This window comes from Mesorhizobium sp. M1D.F.Ca.ET.043.01.1.1, from assembly GCF_003952385.1.
Classification (GTDB): Bacteria; Pseudomonadota; Alphaproteobacteria; order Rhizobiales; family Rhizobiaceae; genus Mesorhizobium.
In genome coordinates this window covers 4445353-4463748 of sequence record NZ_CP034444.1, presented here as the reverse complement: position 1 = coordinate 4463748, position 18396 = coordinate 4445353, and the positions used below count along the sequence as shown (strand labels likewise).

Genomic DNA, 18396 nt, shown 5'->3' with positions numbered 1-18396 from the left:
TTCATTGCCGCGGAGCGCACCGGCCTACAGCAATAGAGCAGCGATGGTCGTTGTCTGCTCGGCTGACGTCAATCGCGTCGTCAACCGCGAACGATTTATGACGGACGCGAAACACAACTGGAAAGGAGGCTGGCTCCATGGCAACCATAGTCGGCATCAGCGGCAATTTCAGCCGTCCTTCGAAGACCCGCAGCCTGGTGGAAACGATCGTCGGCACGGCCGCGAGAGAACTGAATTGGGATTCCCGGGTCTTCGATCTGGTGGACGCCGGACCTTCCCTTGGCGCCACCTTCGGAAGGAAACAGGCGCCGCCCGAGATCGACGAAATTTGGACGGCCATCGAAACATGTGATGCGCTCGTGGTCGGCTCACCGGTCTACAAGGCATCCTACACTGGCCTGCTGAAGCATCTGTTCGATGTGCTGGATATGAACGCGCTTCGCGGGCGCCCGGTCCTCGTCGCGGCGACAGCCAAGGCGCCGAGCCACGAATTGATGATCGACCACCAGTTTCGACCGCTGTTTGCCTTCTTTCGGGCGAACGTGGTGGCCGGGTCCGTTTATGCCCTCGACCACGATTTCGGGCCGGAAAACGAGCCGACGGAGGGACTGCGTCAGCGGATCGCAACGGCCGCGGGAACGCTTGTCGCCGCGGTGCGCTGAGTTTGAATGCGGGTGCGGCTTGGCTTAGAGCAATTCCAGGAAAAGTGTGAGCGGTTTTCCGTTCGGAATTGCGTAAAAACAAAGCGATAGGGCGTTTCGCCGTTTCCGTGAAACGGCGAAACGCACTAGCCTCCATGGAGTCCGCCGATCGCCTTGACCTCGAGGAATGCCTCGAAACCGAACTCCCCGCATTCGCGACCGTTCCCCGACTGCTTGAAGCCTCCGAACGGCGCGGACGCATCCCAGGCAGGGTGGTTGATCATCACCTGTCCGGCGCGGAGTTTCGAGGCGACGCGTTTGGCCGCGCCCAGATCCTTCGACTGCAGATAAGCGGCGAGGCCATAGGGCGTGTCGTTGGCGATCTCGATCGCCTCATCGACGCTGTCATACGGGATGAGGCTGACGACCGGGCCGAACATCTCCTCCCGAGCCACGGTCATATCCTTCGTCACATGGCCGAACACCGTCGGTTTCACGAAAAATCCCCGGTTCAGCGACGACGGTCGGCCGGACCCGCCTGTGACGAGGCTTGCACCTTCTCGGACTGCCGATTCGATCAGCGAATTGACGCGCTCGAACTGCCGTTCATTCATCACCGGGCCGAGCATGGTAGCTTCGTCATTCACGTCACCGATAACCACGGATTCGGCCGCCTGTTTGGCGATCCCGATCGCCTCCGCGTGCAGTTGCCGAGGCACGAGCATCCGTGTCGGCGCGGTGCACGACTGGCCCGCGTTGCGGTAGGCGCCGAGAACTCCCCTGGTAACGGCTGGCTCCAGCTCGACATCCGGCATCAGGATGTTGGCGGAATTTCCGCCAAGTTCCTGATGGACGCGCTTGACGGTATCGGCTGCGTTCTTAGCGACTTGAACGCCTGCACGGGTGGACCCGGTGAATGACACCATGTCGACATCAGGATGACTCGACAACGCTTCTCCGACCGTTGCCCCATCACCGTTGATCAGATTGAAGACGCCGGGCGGAACGCCGGCATCGTGGAGCACTTCGGCGAACAGCATGGGGCTGATCGGTGCGTATTCGCTGGGCTTCAGCACGACCGTGCACCCGCTCGCCAGCGCCGGCATGACTTTCGTGACGATCTGGAGCACCGGGAAGTTCCACGGCGTGATGAGGGCGCAGACGCCGACCGGTTCAAACGCCAACATCGTCCGGCCGGCCAGCCGCTCGAATTCATAGTATTGGAGAATGCGAATGGTGTCGGCGATGTGCGCCCTCGATCCGGCGATCTGGGCCTGCCGCGCAAATGTGATCGGCGCGCCCATCTCGAGCGTCGTCAGTCGCGCAAACTCCTCCGCTCGCTCATCGAACTGCGCAAGCACGCGCCGAAGCATCTCCAGGCGCTCCTCGCGCGTCGAACAACCATAAGTGCCGAAGGCTTTCCGGGCAGCCGCAACCGCCACGTCCACGTCCTGCGCGGTGCCCATCGCGATACTTCCGGCCGGTTCTTCGGTCGCCGGGTTGATGACGACCCTCTGTGGTCTGTCTCTCGCCGGAACGAAGCGGCCGTCGATGTAGAAGTGGTCGAGATATTTCAAGATGTGCGTGCCTCTTTGATAGCCCCCGCGGCCGCCGGCGGCACGGCATGCCGAGGGACGAGTGCCGTGAAGACGTCCTGCATTTTTATCAACCCGGCCGGAATGCCGCCCCTGACGACCACGAAGGTGCGTGTGAGATCGCCCTGCGAACGCGCCATCACCGTTTCGAGATTATCGTCCACATCGACCTGCCCCGACGTGCCGGATTCGACGATGATACCCGGCACCATGACGGACTCGGCGCGGAGCACGCGAGCGCGATTTATGTCGTTCACGAATTTCTCGATGTAAGCGTCGGCCGGATTGAGGATGATGCTCTGCGGCTCGCCTTGCTGGACGACCACGCCATCTTTCAGGATTACCAGGTGATCCGCGATCCTGAGCGCTTCATCCAGGTCGTGGGTGATGAAGACGATCGTCTTGGAAAGCTCCTCCTGAAGTTCGAGCAGAAGGCTCTGCATGTCCGTCCGCATCAGCGGATCAAGCGCCGAAAACGCCTCGTCCATCAGCATGACATCGGAATTGGAGGCCAGCGCTCTCGCGATGCCGACGCGCTGCTGCATGCCGCCGGAGAGCTGGTGCGGATAGTGGTTCTCGAACCCCTTGAGGCCGAGCCGCTCCAGCCATCTGATCGCGTTGTTACAAGCATCCGCTTCGCTGTCGCCTCTGACCCGTTGCGCCATCTCGACGTTCTGCAGAACGCGCATATGCGGCATCAGGGCGAAGCTCTGGAACACCATCGACATCCGAAACCGGCGCAGCTCCCGGAGCGCCGCACCGGCGAGGCCCGCCACATTGACGCCGTCGAGGAGGATTTCGCCGGCTGTGGGCCTGATGAGGCCGTTCAGATGGCGGATCAACGTCGACTTTCCCGAACCCGAAAGGCCCATGATCACGGTGATGTCACCGCTGCGCATGTCGACGTTAATGTCCTGGAGCCCGATGACATGGTTGTGCTTGCCCAGCAGCTCGGCCTTGCTCATGCCGCCCTGGATTTTGGGCACCATGGATCGCGGGTCGGGGCCAAAGATCTTGTACAGGTTCCGGATGGAAATCTTCGGTTGCTCGGTCAACGGCTTTCTCCGCGTGGCTGGAGCGTTCCGTTGACCCGCGCCATCGAGGCCTTGCTCACCCTGTCGAAATTGATGGCCAGGAGCACGATGCCGAGGCCCGCGACCAGTCCGACGCCGAGCTCGAGGTTGTTGATGCCGCGCAGCACGAGGACGCCGAGCCCCGGAGCCGACACCAGAGATGCGATGACGACCATCGAAAGCGCCATCATGATTGTCTGGTTGACGCCCGCCATTATGCTGGGAAGCGCCAGCGGCATCTCCACCTTCGCCAGTTTCTGCCAGCGGTCCATGCCAAACGCATCCGCGGCTTCGCCGACATTGCCGTCGACCATACGGATGCCGAGGTTCGTGAGCCGGATCACCGGAACGACGGCATAAAGGATGATCGCGATCCCGTAGAGCTTCGACTCGGTGACCGAGAAGAGGAAGATCAAAGGAATGAGGTAAACGAAGGACGGAAGCGTCTGCAGCATGTCGAGGACAGGCAGCGAAAGCCTCTCGAACCGGTTGCTCTTCGCCATGAGTATGCCGATCGGTATGCCAATCAGGATGCAGATGAACGTGCAGGTGAAGACGATTGCCATCGTCTGCAGCGCGTAATGAAGATGGTCGATGAAGCCAAAGAGCAACAAAGTTGCTGCGACCAGGACCAGGATGGACCAGGACCGAGACACGAAATAAACCAACAGCAGAAGCGCGATCACCAGCGCCCACCACGGGATGACCTCAACCACCCTGAGCGAGAAATCCAGAAGCCATGACAGCGGCTGCGTCAGCGGATCGAGCACCGTCTTCAACGCCACCCGCACGTGGAGGAAGCTGTTCTCGATGCCGGCAGTGAAGTCCCTGGTGCGCGGCACGGCGCGACAGGCATCATGCAGCGCGTCGAGCGATGGGAACGGAACGCTCTCTGGGGCCTGCCCTTCCGCGGCTTCTTTGCTCTTCTTGAGCAATTCGGCCATGCTCATCGGACCCGTGGAGTCCGAGGCATCGCACCACCCGCGAAGTCCGAGCTGATCGAATAGTCCGTCGTAATAAGCCATGGGGCGCCTTCAGTCCGGCATCGGATCGGCGCAAAGCAACGCCATCTCGAAAGCCAGGATCCACAACAACGGCAATGGGTTCGCGGACGGTGTCGGTCCGCGAACCCATAGGCGTTACTTCACGATGGCGGTGACCTTCGCCTTGGCGTCATCGGACAGCCAGTTCGGCCAGACATCCTTGTATTTCGTCAGAAAATACACGGCCGTCTCGTCGGCGGTTGCTTTCTTGTCCTCCTGCCAGGCAAGAAGCTCGTTCATGATCTGGTTGGTGAAGCTCACCTTGCTCATGAGCGCGACCAGTTCTGGGTTCTTGTCGTAGAAAGGCTTCGACATCGTGGTCAAAACCGTGGCCTTCGGCCAACCGGTCTTGCCTGGGGTCGGGCAATTGGCCGTGGCGTTGCACTTTGCCTTGTCCTTGTCGACCGGCCCCATGTCGACCTCCACCATCTTGTACTTTCCGAGAACCCCCGTGGGCGCCCAGTAGTAGCCAAACCATGGCTCCTTCGCCGTATAGGCCGCCGCTATCGAGGCCGCCAGCGTCTCGCCGGAACCATGGTTGAAAACCTCGATCCCGTGTTTCTCGATTTCGAAGGCCTTGATCAGGTTGTCATTCGAGGTGCGGCAGCCCCAGCCGACTGGGCAATTGTTGAACTTGCCGCCTACGAGCTTTGGGTTGGCCAGGATGCCGTCGAGCGTCTTCAGTTCGGGATGGGCTTCGGCGAGATAATCTGGAATCAGCCACGCATCGACGCCACCGTCGGAGAGAACGTCGCCGACCTTGACGATCTTGCCCTCCTTCTCGAGCTTGTAATAGATATCCGCGACGCCTGGCCAGACTTCGGTCAGAATGTCGGGCTGTCCTGTTTCGGCAAGCGAAGTGAGCGCCGGGACCGTCGAGGTCGGCACCTTCTTAACCGTGCAGCCGTAGCCCTGCTCCATCAGGAAGCTCGAAACGGCGGTGACCACGGCGGCCGAGGCCCAGTTCATTTCTGTGATCGTCACCGTGCCGCACGCGGCGCTGGCGGGCGATGCGCCTGCCAGAAAGCTCGCGCCGATCATGCCGACTGCTGCAATAAGAGATTTCATGTCATTCCCCTTTGGCGAAGTTATGCCTGATCAATCGCGGCGGCGCGCTTGATTGCTGCTGCGTCCCCGCGGCGCGCGATCAGGTGTTTTTTCGGCTTGTTAAGCAGGATGCAGATTACGGCCCGGCAGCCGGTTGGCAAGTTGCTTAATTCCTACGCAATGGGTAAGCTGAGCTTTATGCAAAAACTTCGCCACAAGCTGCCGCCGCCCAATCTTCTTATCACCTTCGAGGCTGCCGGACGTCAGCTTAGCTTTACCAAAGCGGCGTCGGAGCTGAACGTTTCGCGTGTCGCGGTCAGCCAGCAGATTCATGCCCTGGAGCGATTTCTCGGTGTGCCGCTGTTCGAACGGCTGCAACGCTCGGTTCGGTTGACACGGACAGGAGAGAGGTATCACCGCGCCATCTCCGAGGCCCTTGAACGAGCGCTTCGCGCGACGCTCGAAATCAGCCGGCGCTCCGACACCAACGTCGTCAATGTTGGCGCCACGCCGGGTTTCATGACCTATTGGCTGTCACCGAGACTCGGCGAGTTCAGGGCGATCCACCCCGACATCGAACTGAGGTTTATCGTCTCCGACAGCAACTTGCAGTTCGAGGATAATATGGACCTCGCGATCCGATACGGTTCCCCGCCGTTTGATGATGCCGAGACGACATTCCTTGTTCGGCAAGAGATAAGTCCTACCTGCGCGAATACATTTCTGCCCGCGGGCACGCTGCTCGAACCGTCCGAACTCCTGACCTATCCGCTCATTCACCTGGAAGGTCCATATGACGAACATACCAGGTGGTCGACCTGGCTGCGTGTTCACGGACTCGATCTGGCAAGAGCGAAGGCCGGAATAACCGTCAATTCCTATACGAACCTGGTTCAGGCCGCGCTTGAAGGTCAGGGGTTTGCCTTGATCGGCCCGCCGCTGGTTCAGAGATTCCTCTCGAACGGGACGCTCATTCAACCCGTCAACGCCAGGCCCATCGTCCGCCATGCCTTCCACCTCTTACTTCCCCGGCTATCGATCCCGTCCGCTGCCGCCCAGGCCTTCGCGGATTGGATCAAAGGTTCCTTCCCTGCGAAGAGGCCAGGCATTGAAGAGGACGATTGAATTGGAGTGAGCGTAAGTGCCCGTCGCAGACTGCATCGCTGGAATTTGTATCGGCAGTTCTAGAAACGACAATCAATGTGGACGGCGTGTCGCAAGACGTCGCGCTCGGCCGCCGGTCGCCGCGATGCCCTTCCGCTTCGTCTGGCGGGCAGACTTGGGCCCTCCAGCCTAGTGCCTCTGATTGAGGTTCATTCCTTTCAGAGGACGGCGGCAGCCATTTGGTTGAACTTTAGATTTGAAACTTCCGTCACAAGTTTCATGAAGGCCCCGATTGGACGAAGTTCTTGACGTGCCTTCAGGCACGTTGCGAAAGACTCGGTGAACGGCTTGTGGTCTGCGATCGACAAGGGCGTCAGCCGGTCGTCGAGCTGGAACTCGGTCTTTGACACAATGCCGGCACCCAAGCCCGCCGCGACCGCTTCGCGGACACCATCGCGCGGGATCTCCATGACCACGTTCGGTCGGACCCGATGCAGTTCCAGCATCTCCTCCAGCGCCCGACGAGTCATCGAACCCGGTTCGCGAAAAATCATCCGCTGTCCGTCGAGCTCCTCGAGATCGATTTGCTGCCGGCCCGCCCACGGATGATTGCGGTGGACGAAGATGATGACCTCATGGCGGCCGAGTTGAATGAGATCGAGACGCGGGTCGTCGTAGTTCCGGCCGAGGATGGCGACATCCACCTCGTAGTTCATGAGCTTGTTGTAGACGACGTCGGAATTGCCGCTTTCGAGCGAGACCTGCACCAGGGGATATTGAGCATGAAACGCGGAGAGAAGTTCCATGACGAAGAACGGACCCACCGTGCCGACGCGCAGCTTGCCCGAAATCTGATTGCCCTCGGCGCGCAATATGCCGACCGCCTGCTCCTCCAGCGAGAAGATCTGGCGCGCCACGGTCAGAAGCGCTTCTCCCGCGTCCGTCAGTTTCAAGCCCCGCGGCGATCGCAAGAAGAGCTGAACATCATAAGTCTCTTCAAGCGCTTTGACCTGGGTGGTCACGGTCGGCTGGCCGATGCAGAGCAGATCGGCCGCCTTTGTGAAGCTAAGCTCGCGACCCACCGCGTAAAAGGAACGCAGCTGGCTGAAATTGACGAAATGAAGCTTGTTAATCCCGCCCACGGCCTGTCTCCCTGCGAAAGGCGTCAGCCAACCGCATGATTTCTCCAGCAATTTCCGAGCGTTCCTCCAACAGATCGCACAATATCGTATAGTGGTTTTTTCCGTGCATCGGAACCAGTTCGGCGTGCTGGCCCGAGCCGCTCCAGTATGTAGAGAACCCCCTGGACTGCTCGAGGAACTCTTGGCTCTCGTCTGTGCCGACGATGGCCGCGAGCCGACAGCGCGGCACTGGCCAGCGGATCGGGCTGATCCTTGCGGCCCGCTCGCGATCGAGCCCAAGCGCCGCGTTGAGTGACGTCTCTGCCAGCGGCTCGACATCGAAGATGCCGCTGATCGGAACGCAGCCCGCCAGCGGCGCGCCTGCCGTCAGGCTTCTCATCGCGAGTGTGGCAGCAAGATGACCGCCGGCGGAATGGCCGCTCGCGATCCAGAAAGCCGGAGGCGCTGCAAGGGTTCGCAAAATCGCCGGCACGCAGGTCCCGATGCGTGCAACGATTGCTTCGATGCGCGTCTCCGGCGCCAGCGGATAGTTTGGCAGCGCCACGGAGAAGCCGCGGCCAACGAGCGACGAAGCGACGAAGGAGTAACGGTCCTTGTCGAGGCTCTGCCAGTAGCCGCCGTGTACGAAAAGCACCAGCGGCGCACCCGCGCCGGCCGCAAACAAGTCGAACACTTCACGCGGATGCGCGCCGTAGGCAACGTTGCGTCGGCATGTCAGTGAACTGCGGGCAGCGGCGCTCGCCTCATCGAAACGTCTATAGACGTCCGCTCTTTCCGGATGACGGTCACGGAAGACGTAGCCGTATTCCTTGCTGGAATTCGCGCCATTCATTCGAAGAGAACGACACTGCGCACCGACTCTCCCGCTCGCATCAGGTCGAAGCCGCGATTGACCTCACTGAGCGCCAGGCTGTGTGTGATTTGACGGTCAAGATCGAGCCTGCCGTCCATGTAATAGTCGATCAGCCTGCCCAACCCGCCGCGTCCTTTGACGCCGCCGAAATAGCTGCCGCGGATCGTGCGGCCGTAGCGGACGCCTACCGGTGGGAATCCCATTTCGGCGCCTGGCGGCTCGACGCCGAGCAATACGGCGGTGCCCCAGGCCGGCTGGCAGCAGTCGAAGGCCTGCCGCATGACCGGCACGATGCCGGTACATTCGAAGGCGACGTCGACGCCGCCATCGGTAAGATCGCGAACCGCCTGGACGACCTTGCCGCCCTCGCGCGACGCGTCGACAAAAGCGGTCATGCCATAGGAGCGGGCGAGTTCGGATTTGCTGTCGGTCAGATCGATGCCGATGATGGTTGCGGCGCCGGCAAGCCGCGCTCCCTGCACAACATTGATGCCAATACCGCCGAGCCCGAAGACGGCAACGGCGTCACCCTCCCGGATCTCGGCCAGCGCCGCGCCGACGCCAGTCGTGACACCGCAGCCGAACAGGCAGACCTTGTCCAGCGGCGCATCCTTGCGGATCTTCGCCAGCGCAATTTCAGGGACGACCGTATAGCGGGAAAGCGTCGAGGTGCCCATGAAATGGTGCACCGGCTGCGATCCGATCGAGAAGCGCGAAGTCCCATCCGGCATGACGCCCTGGTCGCGTGTCGGCTTGATGGTCCAGCAAAGATTGGTCCGCCCGCTCCTGCACATGCGGCAATGCCGGCATTCGGGACCATAGAGCGGAATGACATGATCGCCCGGTTGGAGGTCGTAGACTCCCTCGCCCACCTCGACCACTCGCCCTGCGCCCTCATGCCCGGGAATGAGAGGATAGACGCTGGTCGCGTTGACGCCGTCGAGCGCGGTGAGATCCGTGTGGCAAAGGCCGGACGCGACGATCTCGACGAGCGCTTCACCATGACCGGGCGGCGCGACCTGTACTTCTTCTATCGCGAGCGGCTTGTGAGCTTCGAAGCAGATCGCGGCGCGTGAACGGATCATGACGCCTGCCTGCCGAGTTCATCGCCGAAGCGCGTGAAGCCCCTACGAACGAGTTCGGCGCCGTCCGGCCTTGCGCCTGCCTTGATCATCTCGCGCGCGATGCGGATGTCGCGGCCGCAGCCGACGCCGATTGCACCAATCAGCCGGCCACCAGTCGTGAAATACGCCAGATAGGCGCGCTCGCCTGGCTTGCCGCGCTCAAATGCCGGCTCTCCTGCACCCGGCATCCCCGCCACTTGAACATTGAGGTCATATTGATCCGTCCAGAACCAGGGCACTTCGCTGTAAGGGGATGGATTGCCGCACAGATAGGACGCAACGACGGCCGCCTGGTCTTCCGCATTCTTCCACGACTCCAACCGCCAGCGCTGGCCGAAGACGCGATTCTCATGCGCCGCGACATCGCCGGCGGCGAAGATATCGGGATCGCTGGTCTTCCCGAACTCATTGACGACGATGCCGTTGTCGATATGCAGGCCGGCTTCGCCGGCGATCCGGTCGTTCGGCGTCCCGCCGATGCCGACCAGAACAAGGTCGGCCTCCAGCAGCGACCCGTCATCGAGATGGAGGCGTCCAGCGGCATCCAGCGTCTCGGAGGAAACGACTTGGCGACCACAGAGAATGCGTACGCCTGCCCGTTCATGGAGATCGGCGAGCCATTGTGAAAGATAAGGCGGAAGCAGTCGGCTCAACGGCCGCTCGGCGGCTTCCAGAACCGTCACCGCCGCACCGAGCTTGACCGCGCTTGCAGCGACCTCCAGGCCGATCAGCCCCGCTCCGACAAGCACCAACCGCGCGCCAGCCACGACGCGCTCGCGCAGCGCGAGCGCATCCGAGAACGAGCGAAGATAGAAGGTGTGTGCCGCGAAGGGCTCAAGTGATCGGATCCGGCGGGGCGACAATCCCGTCGCCAAAACCAGCTTCCGGTAGGAGAGGCTGGCGCCGTTAGAGAGAGCCACGATCTTCTCTCGCCGGTCTATGCCGACCGCCTCGACACCCAGATGGAACCGCACGCCGATCTCGTTCCACCGTGCCGGTGATAGCAGATAGGCATTTGCCGGCACGCCCGCCGATGTCAGCACACCCTTGGACAAAGGCGGCCGCTCGTAAGGCACCTCCGTTTCGATTCCGGCCACGTCGATCGGCCCGACAAAGCCGCCGTGCCGCAACCTTTCCGCGACGCGGCCGCCGGCGTGTCCTCCGCCGACGATCACAACCCCGGCCGTCCTCCCTGGACCCGCCACGCCGTTCAAGCCCCCTGCCCGGCAGGCGTGGCGCCGGCGCGGCCATTGCGCAGCACCTCGCGAATGATCTCGCGATGCACATGGAAGTAACTCTTGCTGACGCATTGAAGATGCGGCGAGACCTCGTCGTGAAGCCGGCCCAGCGCATGAAACGGCACCGAGGAAGCGAGGTGGTGCTCCGCATGGTACGGCATGTTCCAGTAGAGCATCCTGAGCAACGGGTTCGCGAGCGTGGTCCGGGTGTTGGCGAGCAGGTTCGGACTTTCCTCGGCGCCGGTGTGCTCGGCCATGCGGATGGCGCGCAGCACCGGCTCGCCCATCACCCGGGGCAGCAGCCAATAGACCAGCGCGATCGTGCTGCCGAAATAGATCGAGACGGCGGCGACGGCGACATAGAAGAGGACGAGCAGCCGGATTTCTAGCATCACCTGTTTCCAGACCGATTCCGGCAGGAACTCACGCTCTTCCTCGGTGAAGCGCCCAGTCGTGCCGCGCCACAGCGTGCCGACCAGCTTCGGCCAGAAGGAAAGGCCGATTATCTGCCCGAAATAGTCGCGAAGCGACGTCGGGAACGGCACGATATCCGGATCATGGTCCTCGTGTTGCGTGAACGTATGGTGCGCGGCGTGCCGGTATTTGAAGTAGAAAAACGGGCGGAAGGTAAAGGCAGCGGCCGCAAAACCGACGGCGTGGTTGATCCATCGCGAATGGAAAGCGGTGCCGTGCGAGCATTCATGCAAGGGCGCGAACAGCAGCACGATGACGATGCCGTAAGCGAGCATCGAAGGTATCAGCAGCCAAGGCGTTCCACCGGAGAGGTAGACGGCAAGCACGCCGAGAACCAGGGCCGTAAGATGGACCGCCAATCTGATCAGCCCCGGTCCGTTGGACCGCGTGCGAAGCGTCTTCAGCTTGTCGCGTGAAATCATCTCCGGTCCCGTCAGCGGCCATATCTTGCTGCCGATGCCACCGATCCCAGCATAGCTCGCGGAATTATCGCCTTGCATGCCGATCCTCCTTCAGATTGCGCATTGTCGCGACAGGTCTAACGGGTCGCCATATCGAAGAAAAATTCATTGTTCCCATGGCGTTATCGCTTCGACGTCAGGCCACGAAGCAATGCGCGATTGCTTCCGCGGAGAAGTCCTTGCGGTGAAAATGTCCGGTCACCCGACCGCGGCTCATGACGAGGATGCGGTCGCAGGCATCCATCATCTCCTGCAGTTCCGTGGTCAGCAGCAGGATTGCCTTGCCCTGTTCCGCCAGGTCCTGGATGGCGCGCCATATCTCGAACTTGGCGCCCACATCGACGCCGCGGGTCGGGTCCTCGGCGATCACGATGTCGCCGCCGCGTGCGATCCATTTGCCGATGACGATCTTCTGCTGGTTCCCGCCGGACAGTTGTGACGCCAGCTGCGACAGGCCGTTGGTCTTGATTGCCAATGTGCGCACCAGGCCGTTGGCCGTCGCGTTTCTTTGCCGGCGCTTCATGAAGCCGAGGCGACCGAAGCGGCGCAGGATCGTCATGCCGATATTGTCGCCGACACTCATCGGCAGGACGAGGCCCTCACGTTTGCGATCGGCAGGCATGAAGCCGATGCCGAAGGCAATGGCGTCCCGCGGAGAACGCAGCCGCACCTCGCGTCCCTGAACGCGGATCTCGCCGCGATCGATAGACTGGTCGCCGAAGATCGCGCGCACGACTGCCTCACGCTGGCAGCCAAGCAATCCGGCGATGCCGACGATCTCGCCCGCCCGCACCTGCAGGGAAATATCGTCGAAGACCTCGGCCTTGCCGAGCCCCTTCGCCTCGAGCGCGATGTCGCCACAGCGCCTCTCCTTGTAGGCGGACTGGCCCAGCTTGTGTTCACGCCCGACCATCAACGCGACAAGAGCAGCCTCGTTCAAGCCGGCGATGTCCCTGGTGGCGACGACATGGCCGTCGCGCAGCACGGTAACGCGATCCGAAATCTGCATTACCTCGCTCAACCGGTGCGAGACGTAGACGATGCCGAGACCGTTCGCCTTCAGCTTGCGGATGATGGCGATGAGATGCACGACCTGGTCGTCGTTCAGCGACGCTGTCGGCTCGTCGAAGACGAGGACACGCGGACGGCTCGCCAAGGCGCGGCATATCTCGACGACCTGCTGCTCGTTGAGGCTGAGTTCGCGGACCGCCCGCGAGGGATCAAGGCTGACATGAATCTCATCGAGCAGCTCCTTCGCCATGCGGTTGAGCGTAGCGCGCGTCTTGCCAAGCCGGCCGGCCGGTTCGCGGCCGAGAAAGATATTCTCGGCGACGCTGAGGTTCGGACATAGCACCAGTTCCTGGTGGACCAGTGCCAGCCGGTTGGCGAGCGCCACCGTGGGATCGTTGAGGACCACCGGCTGGCCGTCGATCCTGATCTCGCCGCTGTCGGGCGCGACGAGGCCATTCATGACCGACAGCAGCGTCGACTTGCCGGCACCGTTCTCGCCGACCAAAGCATGCACTTCGCCGGCCTTCAGATCGAAGGTCACGTCCGAGAGTGCAATGACACCAGGATATGTCTTGCGGATCGCTTCGACCTCGAGCAGCGGGGCGCTCATGGCGATCACGCCGAATGGTATTTGTTGAGGAGCGCACGGTGGCGATCCATGTCGCCGCGCAGGTTCTGATAGACCGACGACCAGACTTCGAAGAAATCCCGGTAACGCTCGTGCAGTTTCGGATCGGGATCGACCGTCTCCTTGATGCGAACGATGCTCGCAAGAGGCTCGGTCGGCGATTTGTAGATCCCGGCGGCGACGCCCGCGAGAATGGCGTCGCCGATCGGGGCAGCCTCGCCGATGTCGGGCGTCTTCAACGGCAGGTTCACCACGCTGGCGGTGATCTGGTTCCAGAACCGGCTCTTCGTCGGGCCGCCGTTCAGGATCAAACCGTCGACTTTGACGCCGGCCGCATTGGCAATGCGGACGTTGGAGTAAAGGTCGAAGGCGACGCCCTCGATCAGCGCGCGGATGAAATGCGCCCGTGTCGTCGTTGGGCGCACGCCGAAGAAGTTGCCGCACGCATTGCTGTTCCAGTTGGGCGACAGCGTGTTGCCGAGATACGGCAAGTAAAGCAGACCGTCGGAACATGCCGGCACGCGCTTCGCCTGCTCGGTGAACAGATCGAAGACATTGTGACCCATGCGCTCGGCCAGGCGGAATTCGGCATCGCCGAACTGGTCGCGGAACCATTTCAGCGACGCACCGGTGAAAGCCATCGGGCCATCGAACATCGTCAGGCCGGGCAGCACATGCGGCCATTTCAGGATGCGGTATTCCTCGACGCTTTGCTCGGTCGGGATCATGATGCCGAGGTTGGAACCGGTGCCCATGGAGTAGTAGGCCTCGCCGGCTTTGGTGACGCCGACGCCAAGCGCTGCCGAACTGATGTCTGTGCCGCCAGCGGCGACTATGGTGCCGGGACGTAGCCCCGTCTCCTCGGCCGCCTGCCTGGTCACCTCGCCCACCACTTCATGGGATTGGTAGAGCCGCGGGAGCTTCTCCATCGGAATGCCGATCGCCTTGGCGACAGACTCGTTCCAGCGCTCCTCGCGATATTCGTAGGCGTAAGCGAGCCCGGCATCGCCGGTGTTCATCGTGAAGTTGCCGCACATCCGGTAGGTGCAATAGCCCGAAGGCGACAGGAACTTGTGCGTGGCGTTGAAGACGTGCGGCTCGTGCTTCTTGATCCACAGCGCCTTAGGGTCGATGAACCAGGGCGCTACACGGTTGCCGTTGTTTTTGTTGATGGTCGCCTCGCCGACGCTGCGGCGGATGTCTTCGCACTCTTCCTCGGAGCGGGAGTCCATCCAGATCATGGCCTGCCGCAACGGCTTACCCTGATCGTTGACGGGCAGCGTTACGCCGACAAGGCCCGAAAGCGCCACAGCCGCGATGTCGTCGGCGAAGCGGCCCTGTTCCAGGCATTGCCTCACGGACGAGACCACTGCGCTCCAGTAGTTCGACGCATCCTGTTCGGCCCAGCCGGGAAACGGGTGAAACAGCGGATGCTCCTGCGAGCCGGACGCCATCACCTTGCCGGTGTTGGTGTCGAGGATCGCCGCCTTCACATTGGTCGTGCCGATATCGATGCCGAGCGTAAGATGTCCGCTCATAAATCGCTCCTCCCAGAGTGCCTACGCTTGTGTTTTCTTGCGGCTCATCTTCGACAAGCCGACCGATATGATGAGAACAACGCCGATGGCGAGGTTCTGATACCAGGTCCCGACGCCCCAGATGGCGAGCAGGTTGAGGCCGGCGGCAAACGCAATGCTGCCCAGCAGCGTACGCCACGGCGATCCGATGCCTCCAGCCAGCGCCGTGCCGCCGATGACAGCAATGGCAATGGCGGTCAATTCATAACCGGCAGCGAGCGGCGCATCGACCGACTTCAGCCGCGCGGTGAAGATGATGCCGGCAAGAGCGGCGCACAATCCGCTGATGGCATAGGCCAGCACCACGTAGCGCTGCGTCTTGATGCCGGCATAGAGCGCAGCTTTTTCGTTGCCGCCTATGGCGTAGAAGCGGCCCCCTCGCATGCTGCCATTTACGAAGCCAATGAGAGCAAGAAGGACGAAAACGAAGACCACGAAACTGACCGGGATGCCGACTATCTTGCCATCGCCGGTCCAGCTGTAGAACGGCGCCTTGAGATAATAGGGGTGGCCATTGGTGAGCATATAATTGAAGCCGCGCAAGGCCGTCAGCGACACCAGAGTCATGATGAAGGACGCGACCTTCAAATACGCCACGCCGATGCCGTTGAGCGCGCCGACCGCGATACCGGTCGCCAGCGCGATCAGAATGACCGGGACGATCGGACCGGCATAGGTGTTGCCGCGCACCAGCCAACGGCTTCCCAGCATTGGGCCGATCTCGGCCATGACGACCACGCCGACAATGACCGAGAAGATCATCAGCGCCGCGACCGACAGATCGATGCGGCCGGTAAGCAGCACCACCGTCATGCCGAGCGACAACAGGCCGATGACGGCGATGCTGCGCATGAGGTTCTCGATGTTGAGCGCCGTGAGGTAATACTCCGACGTCAGCGCACCGACCGCGAAGATCAGCAGGATCAGCCAGATGATGGGATCACGCAGCAGCCCCTGCAGGAAAGGCGCGACGCGCGGGGTGGAGAGCTCCAGGACGCTCATTTGGCAATCCCCCGCTGCCACATGCCGGGCATCACGACGGCAAGGATGACTGCCGCGGTCACGACCTGCTGCAGATAGATGCTGACACCGAGCTGATTGAGAAGGTTGTTGACGATGCCGATGATCAGGGCAGCCACAACCGTACCGATGATCGAGCCCGAGCCCCCGGAAAGCGCTGCGCCTCCCAGCACGGTGACCGCCAGAACAGAAAGCTCCATGCCTTCGAAGCCCGCTGGATTGATGTAGGACAGCCTGGCGCTTTCAAGCATGCCGGCAAGCGCCGCGCAGGCGCCGGAAATCGCGAACACAGCGGCGCGGACGCCGACGACATTGATGCCGGACAATGCGGCCGCCTTGACGTTGCCGCCGGTCGCGTAGAGTGCACGCCCGAAGATCGAGTATTTGGTGAGCGCGATCGCGGCTGCGCCCAGCACGACGAGCAGCACGACCGGCAGCGGGATGCCTGCGAGGTCGCCGCGGCCGAGCCAGAGGTAGGCGGCGATCGGTTCGGGATAAAGCGCCTGGCCACCCGAGAAGATGTTGGCTAGCGCGCGGCTTATGCCGAGCATGCCGAGCGTGGTTATCAGCGAGGGAATACCCAGCGCGGCGACGAGAATGCCGTTGATCAGGCCGATGGCAAGGCCCGTGAGCAAGGTGGCGCCGATGACGAGCGCCGCGGAGCCTGTCGGGATCAACAGCCCGCCGGCTATGCAGGATAGGATCGCGACCCCGGCGATCGACAAGTCGATCTCACCGGTGATCACCACCAGTGTCATTCCGTAGGCCATGATGCCAATCGCAGCCACGGCGAGAAGTATGACATGGATGTTGGCGAGGGACAGAAAGGACGGTGTGATCGCCTGCCCCGCAATAAGCAGCGCGATCAACACCGCGACGCGGCTCATGTCGCCGACGCCGAGGTGCCGCAAGGCGTCGGAAGGCCGCGCCTGTGAGGCGACCTTGGTTTCAAGAGTACTCATGGTCATGATGTGCTCGCCTGCCTGTTCGGTCAGCGCCTGCCGGTCCTCACCAGAGAATCCGGCAGGCGCATGGGAGCTGGCGATCAGCCCGCGACTTCCGGACCGTAGGCGTAGGGCCACTCGTCCGGCGTCAGCGTCTCGATGCCCTCGATGTTCATCTTCTCCTTGGTGATCATCGGCAGGTTGGGCGTCATGATGAGCTTCGGCGGCGCTTCGTTGAGGCCTGCCTTGGCGCCGATATGCATGACAACGGCGCGGATGCCGATGTCGCCGATCAGCGGCGTGTAGGGCGACACCATCTCGATGTTGCCGGTCTTGATTTCCTTCAGCACCTCGCGGGCATCGTCATTGGCGAGGATCATGATCTTCTTCCCGCCCGGAGCGCTGTTCAGCCGGTTTGCCTCGCGGATCGCGTCGAGTGCACCCATGGCTTCCTCTCCGCCGGTGTTGAACGACACCGAGATGTCCTGGAAGGCTTGCAGCGCATCCGCCGTCGACTTGAAGGCCAGCGTGCGCTGGCTGTTGGTGTGATAGTTGGCCAGCACCTTGTAGCCAGGTGTATTGCCGATCGCCTCCAGGAAGGCGCCGGTGCGGATCGAGTCTGCCGTGCTGCCGAGATCTTTGCGATTGAAGATGATGTTGCCCTCGGGCGCGGCATGCTTGAGATAGAGGCCTTGCTGCAGACCGTTGGCATAGAAGTTGCCAAGCACCTCCGAGCTGATCTGCTCGGATGAAGTGCGGCGATCGAGGCTCACCACCGGGATGCCGGCCGCGATGGCGCGATCGACCGGTGGCCCCATCGGCGCTTCGCGGTTAGGCCAAAGCACGATGCCGTCATACTGCTTGGCGATCCAGGTATCGATGACCTGGCCCATCTTGTTGTCGTCGAACTCGGCGTCGATCACCTCGAGCTCGATGTTGGGATGGCGTTTGGCCTCCCAGGCGGCGGTGTCCGCGAGGCTGATCAGCCAAGGGTGGTTGAAGCCATGAAAGACCAGCCCTATGCGGTAATTCTTGTTGTGATCCAGCACCGGACCTTCCGCCAGCGGCAGGTAGTCGGTGAAAGGCGACTTGATCTGAAGCTTGCTGTAGGGGCCGGCGAAACTCGCACCCATGCCCGGCTTCCATACGAACCCGCCGGCGAGTTCGCCCACGGGGTAGACGTCAAGGTAGTCACGAAAGCCGTCTTTCTCGAACAGCGCGCTCACGTCCCCATTCGACATTCCAGCCTTCGCTTCGTCGGAATACTTCTTGATGAGCGCGTTGATGACGGAATGGACCGACTCCTCAGCGGCTGCTGGAGCGATTGCCAGCGGGGCGGCAGCAAGCACGGTCAGTGTCGCAGCCGTCTTCAAGAGATGACGGCGTGATAGTTTCAGCATTAGGTTTCCTCCCATATTTTG

General features: G+C 61.9%; 16 protein-coding genes. 2 read left to right on the top strand and 14 right to left on the bottom strand.

The window, feature by feature from the left end:
* Nucleotides 1-197: 197 nt before the first annotated feature.
* Nucleotides 198-662, top strand: a complete 465-nt coding sequence (locus tag EJ067_RS21660) for an NAD(P)H-dependent oxidoreductase (RefSeq protein ID WP_245468001.1) — start codon at nucleotides 198-200, stop codon at nucleotides 660-662.
* A gap of 125 nt (nucleotides 663-787) precedes the next feature.
* On the opposite strand, the gene EJ067_RS21655 is transcribed toward EJ067_RS21660, so the two are convergent.
* From EJ067_RS21655 to EJ067_RS21640, 4 genes are all read right to left on the bottom strand, one after another.
* On the bottom strand, nucleotides 788-2218 hold the full coding sequence (locus EJ067_RS21655; protein ID WP_126087281.1) for an aldehyde dehydrogenase family protein: 1431 nt from the start codon (nucleotides 2216-2218) through the stop codon (nucleotides 788-790).
* Nucleotides 2215-3225 (bottom strand): ATP-binding cassette domain-containing protein, encoded by a 1011-nt coding sequence (locus EJ067_RS21650; protein WP_210211711.1) that lies wholly within the window; start codon nucleotides 3223-3225, stop codon nucleotides 2215-2217. The genes EJ067_RS21655 and EJ067_RS21650 overlap by 4 nt, the downstream gene beginning before the upstream one ends.
* Nucleotides 3226-3287: 62 nt before the next feature.
* Complete coding sequence (locus tag EJ067_RS21645; protein ID WP_126087279.1) at nucleotides 3288-4334, bottom strand: ABC transporter permease subunit; 1047 nt, start codon at nucleotides 4332-4334, stop codon at nucleotides 3288-3290.
* A gap of 114 nt (nucleotides 4335-4448) precedes the next feature.
* Nucleotides 4449-5420: an ABC transporter substrate-binding protein gene (locus EJ067_RS21640; protein ID WP_126087278.1), complete on the bottom strand. Its 972-nt coding sequence runs from the start codon at nucleotides 5418-5420 to the stop codon at nucleotides 4449-4451.
* 108 nt (nucleotides 5421-5528) lie between these two features.
* On the opposite strand from EJ067_RS21640, the gene EJ067_RS21635 reads away from it, so the two are divergent.
* On the top strand, nucleotides 5529-6524 hold the full coding sequence (locus EJ067_RS21635) for a LysR substrate-binding domain-containing protein (protein ID WP_245468000.1): 996 nt from the start codon (nucleotides 5529-5531) through the stop codon (nucleotides 6522-6524).
* Between the two features lie 197 nt (nucleotides 6525-6721).
* Here the strand turns inward: EJ067_RS21635 and EJ067_RS21630 are convergent, their stop codons facing one another.
* The 10 genes from EJ067_RS21630 to EJ067_RS21585 all read right to left on the bottom strand — a co-directional run bounded on the left by EJ067_RS21630 (nucleotide 6722) and on the right by EJ067_RS21585 (nucleotide 18375).
* Nucleotides 6722-7645: a LysR substrate-binding domain-containing protein gene (locus EJ067_RS21630; protein WP_189510063.1), complete on the bottom strand. Its 924-nt coding sequence runs from the start codon at nucleotides 7643-7645 to the stop codon at nucleotides 6722-6724.
* A complete protein-coding gene (locus tag EJ067_RS21625; RefSeq protein WP_126087276.1) occupies nucleotides 7632-8477 on the bottom strand; it encodes an alpha/beta hydrolase in 846 nt (281 codons plus the stop codon). Before EJ067_RS21625 ends, EJ067_RS21630 begins: the two co-directional genes overlap by 14 nt.
* Entirely contained in the window at nucleotides 8474-9580 is a 1107-nt protein-coding gene (locus tag EJ067_RS21620) for a zinc-binding dehydrogenase (RefSeq protein WP_189510793.1), read from the bottom strand. The genes EJ067_RS21625 and EJ067_RS21620 overlap by 4 nt, the downstream gene beginning before the upstream one ends.
* Complete coding sequence (locus EJ067_RS21615) at nucleotides 9580-10797, bottom strand: FAD-dependent oxidoreductase (RefSeq protein WP_189510061.1); 1218 nt, start codon at nucleotides 10795-10797, stop codon at nucleotides 9580-9582. The genes EJ067_RS21620 and EJ067_RS21615 overlap by 1 nt, the downstream gene beginning before the upstream one ends.
* 35 nt (nucleotides 10798-10832) lie before the next feature.
* On the bottom strand, nucleotides 10833-11834 hold the full coding sequence (locus EJ067_RS21610) for a fatty acid desaturase (RefSeq protein WP_126087273.1): 1002 nt from the start codon (nucleotides 11832-11834) through the stop codon (nucleotides 10833-10835).
* Nucleotides 11835-11931: 97 nt separating this feature from the next.
* Entirely contained in the window at nucleotides 11932-13416 is a 1485-nt protein-coding gene (locus EJ067_RS21605; protein ID WP_126087272.1) for a sugar ABC transporter ATP-binding protein, read from the bottom strand.
* A gap of 5 nt (nucleotides 13417-13421) precedes the next feature.
* Nucleotides 13422-14972, bottom strand: a complete 1551-nt coding sequence (locus EJ067_RS21600) for an FGGY family carbohydrate kinase (RefSeq protein ID WP_126087271.1) — start codon at nucleotides 14970-14972, stop codon at nucleotides 13422-13424.
* Between the two features lie 21 nt (nucleotides 14973-14993).
* Nucleotides 14994-16013: an ABC transporter permease gene (locus EJ067_RS21595; RefSeq protein WP_126087270.1), complete on the bottom strand. Its 1020-nt coding sequence runs from the start codon at nucleotides 16011-16013 to the stop codon at nucleotides 14994-14996.
* A complete protein-coding gene (locus EJ067_RS21590; protein ID WP_126087269.1) occupies nucleotides 16010-16999 on the bottom strand; it encodes an ABC transporter permease in 990 nt (329 codons plus the stop codon). Before EJ067_RS21590 ends, EJ067_RS21595 begins: the two co-directional genes overlap by 4 nt.
* A gap of 77 nt (nucleotides 17000-17076) precedes the next feature.
* A complete protein-coding gene (locus EJ067_RS21585) occupies nucleotides 17077-18375 on the bottom strand; it encodes a sugar ABC transporter substrate-binding protein (RefSeq protein ID WP_189510060.1) in 1299 nt (432 codons plus the stop codon).
* Nucleotides 18376-18396 lie beyond the last annotated feature (21 nt).

Excerpts from the sequence above, each read along its gene's own strand:
- EJ067_RS21645 (WP_126087279.1), bottom strand. The coding sequence starts at position 4,334 with ATGGCTTATTACGACGGACTATTCGATCAGCTCGGACTTCGCGGGTGG.
- EJ067_RS21605 (WP_126087272.1), bottom strand. The coding sequence starts at position 13,416 with ATGAGCGCCCCGCTGCTCGAGGTCGAAGCGATCCGCAAGACATATCCT.
- EJ067_RS21635 (WP_245468000.1), top strand. The coding sequence starts at position 5,529 with ATGCAGATTACGGCCCGGCAGCCGGTTGGCAAGTTGCTTAATTCCTAC.
- EJ067_RS21585 (WP_189510060.1), bottom strand. The coding sequence starts at position 18,375 with ATGCTGAAACTATCACGCCGTCATCTCTTGAAGACGGCTGCGACACTG.
- EJ067_RS21595 (WP_126087270.1), bottom strand. The coding sequence starts at position 16,013 with ATGAGCGTCCTGGAGCTCTCCACCCCGCGCGTCGCGCCTTTCCTGCAG.
- EJ067_RS21625 (WP_126087276.1), bottom strand. The coding sequence starts at position 8,477 with ATGAATGGCGCGAATTCCAGCAAGGAATACGGCTACGTCTTCCGTGAC.
- EJ067_RS21590 (WP_126087269.1), bottom strand. The coding sequence starts at position 16,999 with ATGACCATGAGTACTCTTGAAACCAAGGTCGCCTCACAGGCGCGGCCT.
- EJ067_RS21610 (WP_126087273.1), bottom strand. The coding sequence starts at position 11,834 with ATGCAAGGCGATAATTCCGCGAGCTATGCTGGGATCGGTGGCATCGGC.
- EJ067_RS21600 (WP_126087271.1), bottom strand. The coding sequence starts at position 14,972 with ATGAGCGGACATCTTACGCTCGGCATCGATATCGGCACGACCAATGTG.
- EJ067_RS21650 (WP_210211711.1), bottom strand. The coding sequence starts at position 3,225 with ATGGTGCCCAAAATCCAGGGCGGCATGAGCAAGGCCGAGCTGCTGGGC.
- EJ067_RS21640 (WP_126087278.1), bottom strand. The coding sequence starts at position 5,420 with ATGAAATCTCTTATTGCAGCAGTCGGCATGATCGGCGCGAGCTTTCTG.